Origin of the sequence: Paenibacillus antri (assembly GCF_005765165.1) — a bacterium.
Lineage (GTDB): Bacteria > Bacillota > Bacilli > Paenibacillales > YIM-B00363 > Paenibacillus_AE > Paenibacillus_AE antri.
Genome location: NZ_VCIW01000005.1, coordinates 184,386 through 203,242, shown reverse-complemented (window position 1 = coordinate 203,242; position 18,857 = coordinate 184,386). Strand labels below are relative to the sequence as shown.

Here is an 18,857-nt window from a genome sequence, read left to right as displayed (position 1 = left end):
ATGAATGGGCAGTCCAGAATATTTCCGAAAATGAAGCGAGGCCGCCGTCAAGCCGGCAGCCTCGTCATTTTTCAAATCTCTCTTAACGTCACGCTTGCCGCGGAGGCTGCCAACTTATTCACGGTCGCTGCCGCTCCGTCGGCGATGGTCAATACGTAAACCTTATATGGCGTATTGTAGGCCAGCGGCGCCCCGTTGACGTCTACGCTCGCGCCGGTCAATACGGCCGATCTCGCGGTGCGGTCCACCCTCGTGTAATTACCGGCCGAATAGAAACCGTTCGCCATACTCTCGGTCAAGCCGCCGTCCGAATCCCTTACGAGCAGCACGGCGTAATGTGCAACCCCGACTTCATTCGAATTGGTAAAGCTTACGATCAAATTCATCGGACCGGCGCCTTGCTCCGCCGCGACGTTCTGCACTTCGGGCGCGGGTACCGTTCTCTGACCGATGGAGACGATATCGTCCGACGGACTGGAAAGCGCAGGGGACGCATTGCCGTTTGCCGTCGCCAACACGAACACTCTGTACCGGTCTCCGCTTCGAATCGCTTGGCCATCGGAATCTTTCAGCGTCGCGGTCAATCGTTGGCTAATATCTCTCCCCAGCTTTTGGATTAATACATAATTTCCGTTCGACACGGCCCGGTTCGCGTCCGCCAACGTATACGTGTCGGCTGCTGCTGCCGGCACCACGATCGCTCGATAATCCCTCACAGCGTACTCCGTTTCCGACATGCTGAAGCTTACCTCGATGTCGCTCGGGTCCCCGTTCGTTCCTTTTACGACAGCCTTTACGTTTTTCACAGCGGCGACGGCCGTTTGGTTGGAAAGCGTAATTTCGGGCGAAGCGGAAGACAGCGCATTGGTTCCGTTGTAACTGCCGCCTCCGACCGACAAGACGAACACGCGATAGCTTACCCCGTTCTGGATATACGCCCCGTTGACGTCGCGCGCTTGGGAAGACAGCGCCTGACTGAGGTCCCCGCCGGTTTTAAACACGACAGTGAATAATTCAGGGTTCGATATCGCATTCGCCGTCGGAAGCGTAAAGCTGCCTGCATTTCCCGACCTTACGACGAAAATGCGGTAATGCTGAACGCGGCTCTCGTCCGCGGCTTTGACGAACGACACTCTCAGGTCCTGACCGGTGCCGGTATCGTTCACATCGTTAACCGTTACATTCGTCGCCGGAGACACGCTGTTGTTCGTCAACGTGATCGCTGCGGAAGCCGAGGACAGCGCATTGGTCCCCCAGTAGATGCCGTCCCCGACCGACATGACGAATACTCGATATTTCACTCCGTTCTGGATCAAAGCGCCGTTCACGTCCCGGGCACCGGTCAACAGCTGCAAGCTGAGATCCCCTCCGGTTTTATACGCGATCGTATAGTATGACGGGTCCGTGATCGCGTTGGCCGTTCCCAAGTGAAAGCTATTGGCGTTGGCGTCCTTCACTACGAAGATGCGATAATGGTTGATATTGTTTTCTCCGGACGCTTTCCGGAACGAGACGCGCAAATCTTGGCCGTTATTGGCGTCGCCCACGTCGCTGACGCTGATCGAAGTCGCGGCTTCCACCGTATTCGCGGACGACAGCGTAATGGCGGAAGACGGCGCGGACAATGCATTCGAATACATCGGGGCGTTCGCGACGCCCATCGCGAATACCCGGTACGATACGCCGTTCGTTACGGCATTCCCCTTAACGTCCCTCATGCCGGAAGGCAGCGTTACGTTCATGTCGCTCCCGGTTTTGGAAACGTCGTAATGTCTTCCGGAGGATACTTTCGCCGCCTCGGCCAAAGTAAAGCTGCCGGCATCCGCCGAACGGACGACGAACATCCGATAACCGCTTATTCGCGATTCGTCGGCTGCCTTCTTAAAGCTAACCCTTAGATCCCGCCCGTCGCCGTGATTGCCAACATCCGCCACGCTCGTGATGACCGGAACGGAAACGGCGTTCGCGAGCGTCACGGAATTGGAAGGCGCCGATAACCGGTTCAGAGAAGCCACCGCGTTCTGGCTCAAGGACAGGACGAAGGCGGTGTAGGTTTCCCCGTTTTTAATCAATTCCCCGGAGACGTCTCTTGCAGCGGAACCGAACATAGCGCTAAGCGTGCTGCTGTTGCCCTTCGAAACCGTGACGTAATAATCGCTCGTTACTGCGTTCGCTACCGCTAACGTAAACTTCGAAGCATCTTTGCTCTTCACGATCATGACGCGATAACCGGAAACGTTGGCGTCCGGTTGAGCCTTCGCGAAGCTGACCAGCACATCCCGACCGTCCCCGTAGTCGCTGACGTCGCTCATCGTCACTTGGGTCGCGGCGCCCGCCGCCGGACTGCCGGTAATGACGATAGACGCGGATGATTTGGACAGCGCATAGGACTCGCTCCCGACCGTCATTACGAACACGCGGTAAGCCTGATTCGCCCGAATCAATTCGCCGTCCACATCCTTCGACTGAGACGAAAGAGCGGTGCTTCGACTCGCGTTGTTGACCGACACGGTCGTATAGTTGGACGATCTCACCTTCTTCGCCTTCGTCAAATCGAAGGAGGACGCTTTCTCCGCCTTCACGACCATGATTCGATAATGTCGGACATCCGTCTGGTCCGACGGCGGCGCAAATGAAATTTTCATATCGCGCCCGTCGCTGTACAAGTTCTCTAACGCGACGCTCACATTAGAGACGGCTGCTACTTCGTCGAGGGATGTGGCGATGATTACGGTTTGCGTTTTCGGGTCCCACGTCACCTCTTCGCCGAGCGCTTCGCTGACGAATCGCACCGGCACGACCGTGCGGCCGTTAATGATTTGGGCCGGAGTATCCAACTGCGTCGTCTGTTGATCGATGGTCGCCGTCCGGTCGCCGATCGTAAGCGAGACGGTCGTCCCCCGTTTGAACGCGGTCACCGTTTGGGTCTTCTGATCCCACATGACGCTTGCGTTCAACGCTTCGAAGATGCCTCGCAACGGCACCAAGGTCCGTCCGTTGACGATCACGGGGTTCTGATCCGTCTGGAGCAGCGCCCCGTCGATATAAATCCGAATGACGGAAGCGGCTTGCGCTTGTTGCGGAAGAAATACGGCGAACGTCATCATGATGGCGACCAACGCGGATATTGCTTTTCTCAAAGGGCTCATCTCCTTAGCGTATACATCCCCGAACTTTGCTAATTAGACGCTGCCAGGAGGGGAAATGTTTCCTCTAGAATCAAGAAATGGGCTCGATATTCGCGAAAAAGAAAAGCACCCCGCCGGAATCGAACGGGATGCTTTCGGAATGGCGGTACGTTCCGCCATAAGTTATTTTCCGGTAAGAAGTTCTTCTCTTAGCTCTTTAGGTAACAAAAAGTCAAAGTCGCAGCCCAGATTCGCCTGAAGGACGCGCTCCTGGAACAGGTATCCGTATCCCCGATCATAATGAGGGCTCGGGGGCTGCCAACCTTGCCGACGCTTTGCCAGCTCTTCCTCCGGCACGAGCAGCGCGAGTCGCCTCTCGGCGATATCGAGCTCGATTTCGTCGCCGTCCTGCACGAGCGCGAGCGGTCCGCCGATCGCCGCTTCCGGCGCGACATGCACGACGAGGGCGCCGTACGAGGTGCCGCTGATGCGCGCGTCGGAGAGGCGCACCATGTCGCGCACGCCGCGCTTCAACAGCTTCGACGGAATCGGAATTTGCCCGATTTCCGGCATCGCCGGCGCCCCCTTCGGACCCGCGTTCTTCAGCACGAGCACGCTGTTCTCGTCGACGTCGAGCGCGGGATCGTCGATGCGCGCCGCCAAGTCCGCGGGGCTGTCGAAGACGACCGCGCGGCCGCGATGCCGCTTCAGCCCCGGGGAGACGGCCGATTGCTTGATCAAGGCGCCGTCCGGCGCCAAGTTGCCCTGCAGCACGGCGATGCCGCCTTGCGGATCGAGCGGCGCCTCGAGGCTGCGGATGACGTCGCGGTTCAGCGTGCGCGCGGAAGCGATATTTTCCCGAATCGTCCGCCCCGTCACCGTCAAGCAATCCCCGTTCAACAGCGGCTCCAGCTCCTTCATCAGCGCCGGCACGCCGCCCGCCTCGAAATACTCCTCCATCTGATATTGTCCCGACGGCCGAAGATTGAGCAGCAGCGGCGTCTCCGCGCTCAGCTCGTCGAACCGCCGCAGCGGCAGCTTGAGACCGAGTCGGCCGGCGATGGCGACGAGATGGATGATCGCGTTCGTCGAGCCGCCGCTCGCCATCGTGACGCGGATCGCGTTGTCGATCGCGTCCGCCGTCATAATGTCGCGCGGGCGAAGATCGCGCCGGACGAGCTCCACGATTTGCTTCCCCGTCCGCTCCGCCAGATGCTTCCGCCGGCTGTCCGGCGCCGGAATCGCGGCGCAGCCGGGCAGCGCCATGCCGATCGCCTCGGCGATCGACGCCATCGTGCTCGCCGTCCCCATCACCATGCAATGCCCGTCGCTGCGGCAGATCGCGTCCTCCGCGACGGCGAGCTCCTCGTCGGTCAGATTGCCCGCCTTATGCTCCAGCGTGAAGCCGTAGCAATCCGTGCACGCGCCGAGGCTGCGCCCGTTCAGCCGCCCGTTCAGCATCGGTCCGCCCGTCAATACGATGGAGGGAAGGTTGGCGCTCGCGGCCGCCATCAGCTGCGCCGGCACCGTCTTGTCGCACCCGCCGAGCAGGACGACGCCGTCGATCGGATGCGCCTTCATCATCTCCTCGGTATCCATCGCCATCAGATTGCGCAGCAGCATCGTCGTCGGCTTCACGTACGGCTCGCCGATCGAGATCGTCGGAAACTCCATCGGCACGCCGCCGGCTTGCCAGACGCCCCGTTTCACGTACTCGACGAGCTCGTTGAAGTGCGAATGACATTTGTTCAGCTCGCTGAACGTATTGCAGATGCCGATGACCGGTTTCTTTAAATCCTCGTCCGTATACCCCATCGACTTCGTGAACGATCGATGGATGAAGCCCCATAATTCCTTTTCCTGAAAATACTTCTCGCTCCTCAGCCCGCCGCTCGGGCCAGGCTTCCGCTGCTCCTCGGTCACGACCGTATCCCCTCTCGTGCGGTTCATGCCAGGCCGAGCAGGCCCGGCGTATCTCGATGCAATATCGCTTCCAACGCGCGCTCCGGCACGCGGGGCAGCCGAGTGCCTTCCGCGAGGTCGTCGACGCGCTGCAGCGCGTCGACCGTCTGCCGCGTCGTGAAGAACGGGTAATCGGAGCCGAACAAAATTTTGTCGGTCACCCCGTACTCCGTCGCGGACACCAAGGCGTTGTAATACTGCCACGGGCGGCTTGCCAGCGCCGAGAGGTCCATATACAAATTCGGGTGCTTGCGCACCAGCGAGATGCATTCGTCCACCCACGGATGGCCCATATGCGCCACGATCATCTTCAGCCTCGGGAACGTTCGGGCGATCGGGTCGAGCATCGCCGGGCGGGACGCGTCCAAGTACCCTTCCGGCACGAACGACGTGCCCTGATGCCAGAGAATCGGCACGTTCAGCTCCTCCGCCTTGGCGTACAGCGGGAAGTGCTCCGGCCGATCCGGATAGAAGTTCTGGTAAATCGGCCCGAGCTTGAGGCCCTTCAAACCGAGCTCGCGAACGGCGGTCTCGAAATCCGAGACCGCGTTCGGGTCGTTCGGATCGACGCTCGCGAAGCCGAACAGCCGGGTCGGCGCCTCGGCGCAATACGAGGCAACGTATTCGTTCGGCACGACGAGCCCCGTAGCGCCGGCCGCCATCGCAAGCACGATCGCGCCGTCGAATCCTTCGAGATTCGCCCGATGCTGCTCCGGCGTCGCTACGATATGCATATCCGGCCCCCACGCCCGCTTGATCGCGGCGTCCGTCGGCCCGCTGACCATACCCGGTCCGAACAGATGCGTATGACAATCGAAAATCATCGGACCCCTCCTACGCGTGTTTTCCTTCCGCTTACAGCTCGCTCCCGTTCGCCAGATGGCCCCCGTCCACTCGCAGCGTCGTTCCCGTAATATAGGACGCTTCGTCGGACGCGAGAAACAGGAACGCGTTCGCCACTTCCTCGACGGTCGCGGCTCGTTTCATCGGCGTATGCGCGGAGTAGGCCGGGAGCTTCGAACGCTCCCTCAGCTCCCGGTCGAGCGGCGTATCTACGAAGCCCGGAGCGACCGCGTTCACGCGGATGCCGTACGGCGCCAATTCCACCGCCATCGACTCCGTCAGCAGCACCACCGCGGCTTTGGAGGCGTTGTAGTGCGCCAGGGCGCCGCTTCCCGCAAGCCCGTTCTTCGAGCTCATATTTACGATCGCGCCGCCCCCGCCCTTCGCGATCATGCGGCGGGCGGCGAGCTGGCCGAGGCGGAACGCCGCCCGGACGTTGACGTCGAACACCGCGTCCCACCTCTCGGGCGCGATGTCGAGGAACGGCTCCCGGAACGCGACGCCCGCGTTATTGACGACGACGTCGATGCCGCCGAACCTGTCGAAGGCGCGGCCCGCCGCCGCGTCAAGCCGGTCGAGCTCCCGCAGGTCGCACGCCTCCGTCGCGACGCGCGCGCCGTAGGCCGCCAGCGAACCGGAGGCGCGTTCCAGCTCGGCTTCGCTCCGGTCGAGCAATACGACGCTGGCGCCTTCCGATAGAAACTTCTCGGCGATGCCGAAGCCGATGCCGCGAGCCGCGCCGGTGACGAGCGCCTTCTTGCCTTGCAATCTCATGGGGAATCGCCTCCGGGCGGCTTAAAGCACGCCGTATTTGTCGTACACCTGACGAAGCGTGCGGCCCTCGAGCAGCTCCGTTCTCGTGTGGTTTTCCCGTTGGACCTTGTCGAGCGCCCGTCGGACGACTTCGTCGACGATCCCGGCCGGGATGACGACGATCCCGTCCCGATCGCCGAAGACGACGTCGCCCGGGTTCACGAGTACGCCGCCGCAGCGGACCGGCACGTCGTAGTCGATGACGAGGCCGCGGCCTTGCGAGTCGACCGGCTTCGTGCCCGTCGCGAAGACGGGGAAGTCGAGCTCGACAATTTTCTTCGTGTCGCGGATCAACCCGTCCACGATCGCCCCGCGCGCGCCGCGCATCTTCGACGCCGTCGAAAGCAGCTCGCCCCACAGTCCGTTCTGCTTCGATTCGTTCGTGCAGCCGATGACGACCTCGTTCGGCTTCACGCTGTCGACCGCCTCGATCTCCTTGGCGTACGGATCTTCCGGCAGGTAATGCACGTCGACGGACAAGATCGTCTTCGCCCGTCCCGCCACGACCCAATTCGGGTCGATCGGATTCAAATTCTCCCGCATGACCTGATCCCGGTAACCGAGCTCGTCGAGCGTGTCGGAGAGGACCGCGGCATACAGCGATTCGCACATCTGATCGAACAATTGTTTTTCTTCCACGATTCAGTCCTCCGTCTTTTCGAATAATTAACTCAGAATGAGATTGCCCCCGCTATGGGATATCCCGTTCCCTTCCGGCGGAAGCGCGGATCGGTCCACCCGTTCCTCGACGCAGCCGCTGATGAAGAAATAGCTCCCGGGTCCGAAGCTGCTCGCGGCGACGGCGTACCGGCCGCCCTCGAAGCGCGCGCCGACCGCTCTCAGCGACAGGCGGCCGCCTTCGACATGGAAGTGCGCCGTCGCCGCGTCGCCCGCCGCGCTTTCGCAGCTTCCGTAGTGCAGCGCGAACGCGCCGGACGAAGCGTATTTGACGAACGCCTTCTCGCCGTTCGTTCCGCGAAGCGCGGCGCCCCCGTCCAGCGACAGCCGTTGCCGGTCTTCGCCGACCAGCGTCCGGTCCCACGCCCCGGTGAAGACGAACCCGCAGTTTTCGAATCCCCCGCCGACGACCGCGACCTCCTTGCTGCCGACGCGGACGATGCCGCCCGCCGGGGTCGCGGCTCGGAACCAGCAATTCGTAAGCGTCAGACGGCGAATGCTCCCGATGTTGACGTTCTCCACGTTGCGGAATTCGCAATTCGCGAACGTCACGTCCGCTTCGACCGGCGTGAGGCCGACGTTGGCGTTGCGGATCGGCCTCGCGATCTCGTACCCGTTCAGCATGCCGAAGGAGCAGCCGTCGATCACGTTCGGCCGGCGCGTGCGCGAAGAGCTCTGGGACAGCGTGATCATGTTTTCCGCCGTGCACCCGCGCATCTGGAGGCCGTCGACGTTCGCCCAGATCGAGCCGGAGTTGGCGAGCGACGCCTTCGAGATCGCATAGCAATCTTCCAACGTCAGGTCGGTGAGCTTCTTGTTCGCGACGATGCGCGTCGCGATATGCTTCTTGACCGTGATTCGCTTCGCGCTGTCACCCCAATGCGTGCCGCTGTTCGCGAACGACAGCAACCCGGAATTGCCGATGTAGACGAGATCGTGCTCGAACTGTCCGTGCGTGACGAACGGGCCGTAGTCGTCTCCATCGCCGTGGCAGTTTTCGACGAGGCAATACGCGGCGCACGTGAAGTCGTTCAAATGCCGGGCGTTGCTCGTATTGCAGTTGCGAACGTTGCCGTACAACACGTTCAATTGTTGGGTCAAATACCCGGTGCCGCCCCAATCGCGCTCCTCCGGATTGATCAGCTCGCAGCTCTCCGTCACATAATGGGAGTTATAGCGCCGCTGCACGACCGGCCAGAACACCTTCGTCGCCCGGACGCCCGAGACGTCGCACTCCACCGCGAACTCGTAAGCGACCGGGTTCGAGCCGATCTGATCCCACGTCTCGAACGGACGCTGGCTCGTCGACTGCGTCGGCGGCACCGGCACGCCGACGAAGCTCATATTGCGGACGTGGCAGCGGAAGACCGGGTTCATTTTCTTATAGGATATCGTTCGTCCGGCGTCCAGCGTCCACCCGCACTTGTAATTGACCCGAATATGCGTGGCGTCCACGATCTCCGTCACCTTCACCAAATAGTCGAGCTCGCGCTGTGCCCGGCCGCCGGGAAGCGCCGAAATTTGGGCGATCCACCAGTCGTCGACGGCGAACATCGAAGCGCTCGGCACCTCGAAGATGTCGCTCCCCTCGGGAATCGCCGCGGACAACGCGACGGCGGTCGTCGGCCCTGCGGGCGTACCTTGGAAAAACAGCACCGCGCCGAACGGATTGTCGAGCGTATTGAGCTCGATGCCGTCCGTCGTTACGCGTCGCCCGCCGAAGTCGATCTCGAGGAAGCTTCGGCGGAACACATGGCGGCGGACGAAGTTAAGATCGGTATGCGCTTCGATGCGGCGAATCGATGGATCGTTCGCCATCGCGTCGAGCGCGTCGTCCGCGTTGGGCGCCGGTCCGAAGAGGCCGAACCAGCGGAAGTCGGCGACACCGTCGTGCAGCGTCTCCCAGGCGCCCGGCGCGTCCGCCGTAGGTCGATGTACGGTACCGCCGTTATCCGGCTTCATGCTGTCCGGCACCCACCGGACGAGCTTGCCCCCGCCGTCCCCGGCCGCATAATACCCTGCGACGTACGCCAAGGCGTTCGGAGACAGGCGGCTCGTATTCAGCGTTAACAACGTCTGTACGTCCGAGACGGTTTCCATCCTCGCCGGGGGCGCCGCGCCTTGAACGGCCGAGAACGGTTCCGCCCCTTGAGGCGTCTGTTCCCCGTTCCCCTCCGGGGTCGGCGCTTCAGCCTGCGGCGACTCCGCCAGCACCGCCCCGCCGCCCAACATGCTGCCGACGACGACCGCGCCCGCGGCCCCTAGCATCTTAAGCGCCTCGCGCCGGCTCAAGATCGCCTCCGGCTTCGCATCCCGCGTGTTCTCGTTCATTCCACGTCCTCCTTGCGCGTCGATTTCGATTCCTGCGTCTCCGCGTCCTCGATCAGCTTCCTCGCCCCCGACTTGAACTCCCGGATCGTCGTGCCGACCGCCCGCCCCAGCTCGGGCAGCTTCTTCGGTCCGAACAGCAGCAGCGCGATCGCGACGATCAGAACGAGTCCCGGCACTCCGAGATTCGGCATGCTTTTCCCCTCCCTATCGCTTGAATAACGACGTACCGATCGAGAAGTACGACCGCCCTTCCCGATCCCCCGTCGACAGCCATACGCCCTCCGCTTCCGCCGTCACCCGGTCGAAGGCGGGATCGTAATGAAACAACGTCCCGACGGCCGTGCCCACGATGCCGCCGTCCGCCTCGAACCGAAGCGATCCGCCTCGCCAGAAGTGGCCGCGCGAGCCCCAGTCGAACGGAACGACCTCTATGTCGCGGACGAGCCGCCAGTCGTCGACGTCGAACTCGAACAGCTTCCCCGCCGTTACGCCCCATAACCGTCCGTTCGGAGCGAACGCGAGCGCCGAGATCGCCTTCTCCCCCGGAACCGGGATCGTCCGCCGAAGCTCTCGGCGCGCCGCAGGATCCCAGGCGAGCAGCAGCGCCTCCTCGTCGATCGGCTTCACGCCCAACCCGCCCCAGATGCAGCCGCCGAGGTACAACGTCCCGGATCGGAACGCCAGCGAAGTGACGCTCTGCGCTCCGGCGATGCCCGGGAATCGCTCGACACGGCGCTCCTCAGGCCGAACGAGCGCAAGCGCCCCTCCGAGCCGTCCGTAATCGGGCACCGTGCCGACGGCGAGCGCGTCGCCTGCGTCGCAGAAGGCGAACGGCCGATCCTGCCCCTCGTCTTGAAGCGAGGCGAGCCTCGTCGGGTTGTCCCCGGGAATCCACGGCCGTTCCGGGTCATATTCGTACAGGATCGCCTTCGGATAGACTCCTAGGTAGAGCTTGCTGCCGAACGCCGCCATTCCTTCGATCTGTCCGAAGGTCTGGGCTTCCGACAGCTCGCCGGTCGCCGGATCGAAGCTCGCGAAGCCCCCCGCGAAATAGCCGCCGCAATAGATACGGCCGTCGGGCCCGGGCGCCAGCGAATGAATCGTCACGGGTCCGCCGGACAATCCCGGATCCCGTTCCTCTCGGCGTCCGGTCTTCGGATCGTACGTCCAATAACTTCCGTCGCGCCGGATGCAAATCAATCGGCTCGCCGCGGTCTCGAGCGAAGCGTCCTCCGGCCCGATCCAGCCGAAATCGACGCAAGGTCCTTCGAGGGGCACGCCGACATCCTCATATCCCCTCGCCGCGGCATCGTACCGATGAAGCCGGTCGTCTTTCGCGAAGTAGACGCTTCCATTGCCGTCCGGCGGCGATACGGCCAGCCCCATAGCGCCGGGGATTTCGTCGATCCAGACTTCTTCGGCAAGATCGTACACGCGCATCGTATTCGACGGCGTCAGCCGGATGTAGAGGTACGGCCATGCGATGTCCAAGTCGTACACCATGCTGTCGTTCGCGGCGGCGGCGGGCAGCGGGATTTCCTTCCGTTCCCCGCTGTCGACCTGCATCGCGACGAGCCGCGGGGCGACGGTGCCGATCCCCATATACAGCGCGCCGCCGTACGCCTTCATGCAGCGGACGTACTGCTCGCCCTCGACGATCGCGCCGTAATCGCGGAACGCGCCGGTTCGAGGGTCGTAGCGGAACGCTTTGCCGCCCGGGTAACAACCGCCGTAGATCGCGCCGTCGTCGTCCGCCGCCAGCCGCCACGAATAATGCTCCCCTTCGATCGCCGCCCCAAGGTGCTCCAAGCCGTTCCCGGGCGGCGCTGCACGATAACGGTACAGATGGCCGTCTGCGACCGCGTACGCCGCCTCCCCCGTCGCGACGACGCCCCAGCAGTGCTTCGCCTCCTCCATCTCGAATCGATGGAGGCATTCTCCCGAATGCGCGTCGACGACAAAGAACAAGCACCGCTCGCCCGAGGAGACGGCGTAGATGCAGTCGCGCCCGTTCGACCGGCCGTAGGCGGCCGCCCAGACGCAGATGCCGCGGATCGGCGTCCCGAGCCGAACCGCGTTCATCGGTATTCCAACACGACGCCCGTCGTGCCTTGAGGGTCCTCCCGAAGCAGCCGGAACGCATCGTCCGCTTGACGAATCGGCACGACGCGGGAGAGCAGCGGCCCGATCCGCACCTTGCCTTCCGCCGCCAGGCGCAAATACGCCTCCATATTGCGGCCTTCCGTCCACCGCGCGAAGCCGATCGGGTAGTCGACGCCCAGCCGTTCGTACGTCTCGTCATATCGACCCGGCCCGCCGGCGCGCGAGATGAGCACCGTCGCTTCCTTGGCGAACATGAGCTCCCTCGAGAAATCCAGCTTCAGGTCGCCGACCACGACGACCTTCCCGCGGTCCCGAATCCAGCCGAGGCCTAGATCGATCAATTCCCCGGTTTTCGCGCTGGCGCACAGCACGACGGCGTCGGCCCCGAGGCCGCCCGCAGCTTCGGCGATGCAAGCCTCCACCTCGTCCGAGCTCCGGCAGACGTTCGGGATGCCTAGCGATTCGGCGAGCGCGCACCGCGCTTCCGACACGTCGCAAGCGACGACGCGGTATCCCGCGGCGAGCGCGATTTGCGCGATCAGCTGACCGAGGATGCCGAGTCCCACGACGACCGCGGTTTCGCCGAACTGCAGTCCCGCCTGCCGCAGTCCGTGAATCGCGATGGCGCCGAGGCCTACGGTCGACGCGTCCGCGGTCGTCACGTTATCGGGAATCGGAACGGCCAGATGCCGCGGAACGCTCAACCATTCGGCATGTCTAACGTAAGGCGCGCCGTAACAGGCGACGCGGTCCCCGACTTTCAGATGCGTCGCGAGCGGACCGACCTCTTGGACGACGCCGGCCGAGCTGTACCCGAGCGAGACCGGGTGCTTGTGCGCTGTGCGGCTCATCATCTGTTCCGTCCCGGGGCTGATGGCGGAGTATTCGGTCTTCACCAATACGCCGTTCGCCTCGACCGTAGGCATCGGCACGTCGGCCACGCGGATTTTCCCTTCTTGCGTCACTACTGCCTTCATGGCTTCTCTCCTTGTCTGCGTGCGGAATCGCGAACGGATCTACTCTTTCAAAGCGCCGATCATTACGCCGTTGACGAAATACTTCTGCAGGAACGGATATATTACGAGAATCGGAACGGTCGCGACGACGATCGTCGCGTACTTAATCGCCTCGCTCACCTTGGACAATTCGTCCTGCGCGATGCCGGACGCCAGGTTCTGCGCCGACGATTGGATCAAGATTTCCCGCAGGATGAGCTGAAGCGGGAACAACGCGCGGTCCTGCAGGAAGATCATCGCGGAAAACCAGCTGTTCCAATGGCCGACCGCGTAGAACAGCGTCATTACGGCGAGCACCGGCTTCGAGAGCGGCAGCACGATCGACCACAAAACGCGGAAGTCGTTCGCCCCGTCGATCTTCGCCGATTCGACGAGTCCTTCCGGAATCGACTGGAAGAAGGTGCGCATGACGATCAAATTGAACGCGCTGATCGCGCCGGGCAAGAGCAGCGCCCATCGCGTATCGAACAGCCCTAATTCCCGCACGTTCAAATAACTCGGGATGAGCCCCCCGCTGAAAAACATCGTGAAGACGATGAACGCCATGACGGCGCCGCGGCCGTACAGCTGGCTTCGCGATAACGGGTAAGCGCCTAACGTCGTCATGACCAGGTTGATCGCCGTGCCGACGCCGACATAGAAGAACGTATTGAGGTAAGCGTCCCAAATCATTGAATCGGCGAACACGAACCGGTACGCCTCCAGATTGATCCCGACCGGCCATAAGGACACTTCGCCCGCCGCGATCGCGTGCGCGTCGCTGAGCGAGGAGACGACGACGAACCAGACCGGGTATAGGAAGAGGAACGAACAGACGGTCAAAAAGAAGACGTTGGCACCGTCGAACAGTCTTCCTCCCCAGCTTGCGTACTTGTACATGAGGCGCATTCCTCCTTTACCACAGGCTGTTTTCGGTCGTCTTGCGGCTGATGCGGTTCGCGAGAAGCAGCAGCGCGAAGTTGATGGCGGAATTGAATAGGCCGACGGCCGCGGAGAAGCTGTAATCCGCGTTAATGATGCCCCTGCGATAGACGAAGGTCGAAATCACGTCGGCCGTCTCGTACGTCGCCGCGTTGTACAGCAGGATAATCTTGTCCCAGCCCACGTTCATGAGCGACCCGATGTTCAAGATGAGCAGGATCAAAATCGTCGGAACGATGCCGGGCAGCGTAACATGCACGAGCTGCTTCCAGCGGTTGGCGCCGTCGATGACGGCCGCCTCGTACAAACTCGGATTGATCCCCGCTAACGCGGCGAGGAAGATAATCGAGTTCCAACCGACGCTCTGCCACAATCCGGAACCGATATAGATCGTACGAAACCATTCCGGCAAGATGAGGAACGAGATCGGCTCCGAAATGAAGCCCACGGCTAGCAGGACGCGGTTAATAATGCCGTCGGGCTGCGTGAAGTCGACGATCATGCCTGCGATAACGATCAGCGAGATGAAATGAGGCAAATAGGAAAGCGTCTGAACGACAGACTTCAATCGCTTCAAGCGCAGCTCGTTGAGCAGCAAGGCGAAGGCGATCGAAGCCGGGAAAATGACGATCAGCGAATATACGCTGAGCAGCAGCGTGTTGCGAAGCAATCGGACGAAATAGTGGCTTTCGAAAAAGTGCAGGAAATGCTTGAAGCCGACCCACGGGCTTTCCCATACGCCCTGGTACGGGTTGAAATTTTTGAAGGCGATCAGCGCGCCGTACATCGGCTTGTATTCGAAGAGCAAAAAGTAGACGACGACCGGCAGCAGCATGAGATACAAATATTTGTTAGCGGCCATCCTTCGGAGCAGGATGCCGTATTTTCTTCGACGGTCGGGCCGGCGAGCCGCGCCGGCCGCCCCCATGGACGGAGCCATATCGTGTCCCCCTCTCTAGCGGATCCCCGTAGCCGAGGATCCGCTTCTACGCTGCAATTCAGAGGATCAATTCGCGGAGGTAAAGCGTTCATAAGCGATTTGATATTGCGCGAGCACGTCGTCGATCCCCATCCGCTTCAGCTCGGCGATGAAGGCGTCGTATTCCTCGATCGGTTTACGCCCCATGACGAACGCGTTGATCGACTCGTCGACGTACGTCGCGACGTCGGCCATGATCGGCACGATGACGTCGTTCTCCTCCGGCAGGAATTGAACCGGCGGCATCTTCTTGTCGAGATCGATGAATTCGCCGTACAGCTCGAGCGGATTTTCCATCTGCCCGTTCGCCTCGCGGATTTGCTGCGGGTAGCTCGGATCGACGACCGTCGCCCAGCTGCCGCCGCCGATCGTGTGGCTGAGCAGCTTCTCGGTGTTCGTGGTGCCGTCTTCGGGATGCGTCACCTCGCGTTTGTACACCGGCTTGCCGTCCACAAGGTCGTAGGAGACGCCGTCGACCCCGAAGTTGTTGAGGATGATGCCCTCTTCCGAATACTGGTAGTCGAGCCACTTCACGACTTCCTCCGGATGCTCCGTCCGCGCGGACACCGCGATGCCGATGCCGGCGGCGGGATAGCGGAACGAGACGTGCGATTGATCGCCGTTCGGTCCGATCGGCGGCAGCATGGGCGCGATCTTGAAGGTCGGGTGCTTGCCCGCCATCAGCGTCGTGAAGTTGCCCATGTACGAGCCGGACCAGCCGAACCAGGCGCCGGCGACGTCCGAGGTCACCTTTTCGGTAAGCGTATCGAAGGTGTTGTCGACGAGATAGTTCGGGTCGAGGAGCTTCTCTTGGTACAGCTTGTTCAGGAAGGCGACGACGTCCTTGAAGCGCGGGTCGTACGGACCGTAATCGACTTTGCCGTCCTCGACGAAGAAGTCGTATTGAACGCCGAACGCCGGCGCGAACTGGAACATGACGTTATTGAGATTCACCGTGACGAACGGGATCTCGTCTTGCTTCCCGTTGCCGTTCGGATCGCCGTCGCGGAAGCTCTTCAGCACGTTGTACCAATCGTCGGTCGTCTTCGGCGCTTCGAGACCGAGCTTGTCGAGCCAGTCCTGGCGAATTTGAGGAAACATCTGCGTCAAGTTCGTGTTGTCGAGCACGATGTTCGGCATGTAGTAAATATGCCCGTCCGGGGAGGTGATTTGGCCGCGGATCGCGGGATGTTCGTCAAGAATTCTCGAGAAGTTCGGCGCATGCTCCTTCAGCAGCTCCTCGAGCGGAAGCAGCGCGCCCTGGGTGCCGTACTTGCTCGCTTCCTTATCCCAATTCGACGTATAGACCATGTCCGGAAGCTGGCCGGAAGACATCATGAGCGTGAACGCTTCCGCGCTCGCCGCTTCCGCGGCATGCTGGAACGCAATGTGGATGTTCGTATTTTCCTCCATCTTCTGGAAGGAGAACTTGTCGTTGAAGTCCTTCCCTTTGAAGTTCCCGCCGCTCGGCGCCCAAAGCGACAATTCCAGCTTGTCGGCCGCGATGGGAAGCGACAGCCCCCCGACGTCGCGTTGACCCGCGCCGTCGTCGGTCGCCTTCCCCGGTTCTGGGGTAGCGGACGGCGCGGGGGGTTCTTCGGTAGTTGCGGAACATGCGGACAATACGACCGAACCCGCCATCGTCAGCGACAAACCAAGCAAAGCGTACCGTTTCGTCTTATTCACCGTATAACCTCCCGAATATGTAAGAATATGACCTTGCGACCCTTGAACACTTCAATTCGAAAGCGCTTCCGAATTAACTTCCGACGGTTCTCATCACCACCTAATTCCCTATTGATTTCATTCCCCCGGGGTAAAACAAAATTAATGGCATACAATACACTATCTGATGTATCACTGATGTACCCTGATTATAATGTCACTACGAAAATGTTGTCAACACAAAAAAAGCCATTTACCTGACGGTAAATGGCAGTGACAGCGGATTCATTCGCTATGAATTCGATTCGATGATAAGTTCTTCTAATCTCATGTGAAGATCCCTCTCATCTGATATGCCGGACCAATATTCTTTCAGCCGGTTGCTGATCGATTTCAAAGAAGGAATGGACAGCCCCAAATCCTTATGATACATAAACGACGGGAACAGTTCTCGGTACATCAGGTATCTTGCAGGACGGTTCAGCGCATCCGTCGTCCCCTGCTCCGCCACCAGCTTTCTTGCGGGAATGCTCGTCGTCTTTTCGCGAATGACGAGCTGAGCTTCCTGCGATGCCAAGAAGTCGGCGAACGTCAGCGCCGCCTCCTTCTCCTTCGCGAGCCGGTTGACGCCGACGCCGATCGAAAGCAGCAGCGTCTTCTGCTCTCCGCCGCGGCGCAGCAGCGGAACCGGCGAAATATCGTATTCGAGCGGAAGCGACTTGAAGGCGTTCAGGCTGAAATACGTCGTCAAAATCATAGACACCTTCTCCTGCATGAACAACGAAACCGAATCGTCCTCGTTCGTTCCCGAGAAATACTTGGGGAAGATGTCGTGATCGTTCACGATATCGCTGAATTTGCGCAGGCTGTAGGCCAGCTTGGGCCCGATGCGGACGCGGCCCTCCGCGTCTCGACTCGTCTCCATCCCGCTTTGCAGTAAAAACAAAGAATATCGATTCAGCGATGCCGGAACGAAATAAACCGAATGTCTTCCCCCGTGCGCCGTCAGCTTCTGCGCGGTCTCCACGAGATCGTCCCACGTCCAGTAGCTGTCCGGCTCCGGCAGGCCCGCTTCCCGGAAGTGCGCTTTGTTGTAGCAAAGCACGACCGGCGAGAAGGAGACGGCTCTCGCGTACAACCGGCCATCGCAACGGAACGCTTCGCTGGCGATCGGATAGATGCCTTCGTCCGGCTCGAGCGGCTCGAGCAGCGAGAGGCGTTCGTCGTTTTCTACCAGCTCTTGGAATTGAGAATTGCTGAAGGAGACGACGTCCAGCAAGCCGCTCGATAACATCTCTCCGGCCGAACTGACGTGTTCGAAGAAGTCGAGAGGGATAGCGCGAACGCGAATGCCGGGATGCTTGCGATGAAATGCCTCCAACAGTTCGGTCATCTGAATATCGTCGGTCAGCGACGGGTTGCATCCGAAATTGACGGTGACGACCTGCCGATCCTTCGAGACCATGCTGCCGACGCGATCGATCTTTACGATCAGTCCTTCGGCGACCAGCTCGTCCAAGCCTTTGCGGACGGACTTGTTGCTGATGCGGAATTGTTTCGCCAGCGCGCTCTCGGCCGGCAAATACGTCCCAGGCTTGCGAGTTCCGTTGATGATTTCGGAGCGAAGCGTAGAGACCATATATTCCAATTTCTCTTGAAACGACAACCTACCTGATTGACCACTCATGTACATTACCTCGATTTTTTCGGCTCGATATACATCACATCATCCATTTTGCTGAAAACCACCTCGGTTGTCAATGTATGTATCGTTTCTCGGGAACCGCTTACCACCCGCCCTTCGACTTCTCCACCAACCGAATCGCTTCCGTTCGGTCGGCGGCGGGCAGCTTATTCAGGACGATCGTCACGTAGTTGGATACCGTCTTGGAGGACAGCCCCATTCTTTCGCCGATTTGCGCGTTCGAGGCTCCCTCGGCGATCCAATGCAGCACTTCCTTCTCGCGAGCGGTCAGCTGCGGGAAAGCATCCAGATGCGTGAAGGGACGCGTCGCGTAATCGATCATCCGCGTCGCCACTTCGCCGCTGAAGATCGCTTCTCCCGCCGCGACGGCGCGGATCGCCCGGAGAATCTCGTCCCGGTCGGCATCCTTCAAGATGTATCCCCGCGCGCCCGTCCGCATCGCCGCCATGACGGACGCGTCGTCCTGATGCATCGTCAAAAATAAGATTTGTACGCCCGGATGCCGCTCCTTCATGCGCCGAGCCGCCTCGACGCCGTTCATCTCCGGCATGCGGATGTCGACGAGCGCGACGTCCGGCTTCAGCTCCTCGCAGCGTTGAAGCGCCTCGGCGCCGTTCGTCGCCTCGGCGACTACGTCCATATCGCCTGCCGTCTCCAGAATCGTCCGAACGCCCTTGCGGTACATCGGATGATCGTCCGCGATCATGACTCGA

General features: G+C 61.1%; 14 protein-coding genes. All 14 read right to left on the bottom strand.

Annotated elements, in window-relative coordinates; translation table 11 throughout:
• Positions 1-71 precede the first annotated feature (71 nt).
• On the bottom strand, positions 72-3,140 hold the full coding sequence (locus tag FE782_RS10490; protein ID WP_158299330.1) for a copper amine oxidase N-terminal domain-containing protein: 3,069 nt from the start codon (positions 3,138-3,140) through the stop codon (positions 72-74).
• Positions 3,141-3,311: 171 nt separating this feature from the next.
• On the bottom strand, positions 3,312-5,051 hold the full coding sequence (locus tag FE782_RS10485; RefSeq protein ID WP_238392419.1) for an IlvD/Edd family dehydratase: 1,740 nt from the start codon (positions 5,049-5,051) through the stop codon (positions 3,312-3,314).
• Positions 5,052-5,074: 23 nt separating this feature from the next.
• A complete protein-coding gene (locus FE782_RS10480; RefSeq protein ID WP_138194040.1) occupies positions 5,075-5,914 on the bottom strand; it encodes an amidohydrolase family protein in 840 nt (279 codons plus the stop codon).
• A gap of 31 nt (positions 5,915-5,945) precedes the next feature.
• Positions 5,946-6,707 (bottom strand): SDR family NAD(P)-dependent oxidoreductase, encoded by a 762-nt coding sequence (locus tag FE782_RS10475; protein WP_138194039.1) that lies wholly within the window; start codon positions 6,705-6,707, stop codon positions 5,946-5,948.
• A gap of 21 nt (positions 6,708-6,728) precedes the next feature.
• Positions 6,729-7,385 carry an RraA family protein gene (locus FE782_RS10470; RefSeq protein ID WP_202914509.1) on the bottom strand — a complete coding sequence of 219 codons (657 nt, stop codon included), beginning with the start codon at positions 7,383-7,385 and terminating at the stop codon, positions 6,729-6,731.
• Between the two features lie 27 nt (positions 7,386-7,412).
• Positions 7,413-9,755, bottom strand: a complete 2,343-nt coding sequence (locus tag FE782_RS10465) for a putative phage tail protein (RefSeq protein WP_202914508.1) — start codon at positions 9,753-9,755, stop codon at positions 7,413-7,415.
• Entirely contained in the window at positions 9,752-9,946 is a 195-nt protein-coding gene (locus FE782_RS10460; protein ID WP_138194038.1) for a twin-arginine translocase TatA/TatE family subunit, read from the bottom strand. Before FE782_RS10460 ends, FE782_RS10465 begins: the two co-directional genes overlap by 4 nt.
• Before the next feature lie 13 nt (positions 9,947-9,959).
• Positions 9,960-11,837, bottom strand: coding sequence for an NHL repeat-containing protein (locus FE782_RS10455; RefSeq protein ID WP_138194037.1), 1,878 nt, complete (start codon positions 11,835-11,837; stop codon positions 9,960-9,962).
• Positions 11,834-12,835 (bottom strand): zinc-dependent alcohol dehydrogenase, encoded by a 1,002-nt coding sequence (locus FE782_RS10450; RefSeq protein WP_138194036.1) that lies wholly within the window; start codon positions 12,833-12,835, stop codon positions 11,834-11,836. The genes FE782_RS10455 and FE782_RS10450 overlap by 4 nt, the downstream gene beginning before the upstream one ends.
• A gap of 39 nt (positions 12,836-12,874) precedes the next feature.
• A complete protein-coding gene (locus FE782_RS10445; protein WP_138194035.1) occupies positions 12,875-13,753 on the bottom strand; it encodes a carbohydrate ABC transporter permease in 879 nt (292 codons plus the stop codon).
• A 16-nt stretch (positions 13,754-13,769) separates the two neighbouring features.
• The gene (locus FE782_RS10440; protein ID WP_238392418.1) at positions 13,770-14,735 is read right to left on the bottom strand and encodes an ABC transporter permease; all 966 of its coding nucleotides are present in this window, start codon (positions 14,733-14,735) and stop codon (positions 13,770-13,772) included.
• Between the two features lie 66 nt (positions 14,736-14,801).
• The gene (locus FE782_RS10435) at positions 14,802-16,460 is read right to left on the bottom strand and encodes an extracellular solute-binding protein (protein WP_238392417.1); all 1,659 of its coding nucleotides are present in this window, start codon (positions 16,458-16,460) and stop codon (positions 14,802-14,804) included.
• Between the two features lie 271 nt (positions 16,461-16,731).
• Positions 16,732-18,078: an extracellular solute-binding protein gene (locus FE782_RS10430; RefSeq protein WP_238392416.1), complete on the bottom strand. Its 1,347-nt coding sequence runs from the start codon at positions 18,076-18,078 to the stop codon at positions 16,732-16,734.
• 148 nt (positions 18,079-18,226) lie between these two features.
• Positions 18,227-18,850 (bottom strand): response regulator transcription factor, encoded by a 624-nt coding sequence (locus FE782_RS10425; RefSeq protein WP_138194033.1) that lies wholly within the window; start codon positions 18,848-18,850, stop codon positions 18,227-18,229.
• Positions 18,851-18,857: the final 7 nt, after the last annotated feature.

Excerpts from the sequence above, each read along its gene's own strand:
- FE782_RS10425 (WP_138194033.1), bottom strand. The coding sequence starts at position 18,850 with ATGATCGCGGACGATCATCCGATGTACCGCAAGGGCGTTCGGACGATT.
- FE782_RS10475 (WP_138194039.1), bottom strand. The coding sequence starts at position 6,707 with ATGAGATTGCAAGGCAAGAAGGCGCTCGTCACCGGCGCGGCTCGCGGC.
- FE782_RS10430 (WP_238392416.1), bottom strand. The coding sequence starts at position 18,078 with ATGGTCTCTACGCTTCGCTCCGAAATCATCAACGGAACTCGCAAGCCT.
- FE782_RS10465 (WP_202914508.1), bottom strand. The coding sequence starts at position 9,755 with ATGAACGAGAACACGCGGGATGCGAAGCCGGAGGCGATCTTGAGCCGG.
- FE782_RS10450 (WP_138194036.1), bottom strand. The coding sequence starts at position 12,835 with ATGAAGGCAGTAGTGACGCAAGAAGGGAAAATCCGCGTGGCCGACGTG.
- FE782_RS10460 (WP_138194038.1), bottom strand. The coding sequence starts at position 9,946 with ATGCCGAATCTCGGAGTGCCGGGACTCGTTCTGATCGTCGCGATCGCG.
- FE782_RS10440 (WP_238392418.1), bottom strand. The coding sequence starts at position 14,735 with ATGGCTCCGTCCATGGGGGCGGCCGGCGCGGCTCGCCGGCCCGACCGT.
- FE782_RS10455 (WP_138194037.1), bottom strand. The coding sequence starts at position 11,837 with ATGAACGCGGTTCGGCTCGGGACGCCGATCCGCGGCATCTGCGTCTGG.
- FE782_RS10480 (WP_138194040.1), bottom strand. The coding sequence starts at position 5,914 with ATGATTTTCGATTGTCATACGCATCTGTTCGGACCGGGTATGGTCAGC.
- FE782_RS10445 (WP_138194035.1), bottom strand. The coding sequence starts at position 13,753 with ATGTACAAGTACGCAAGCTGGGGAGGAAGACTGTTCGACGGTGCCAAC.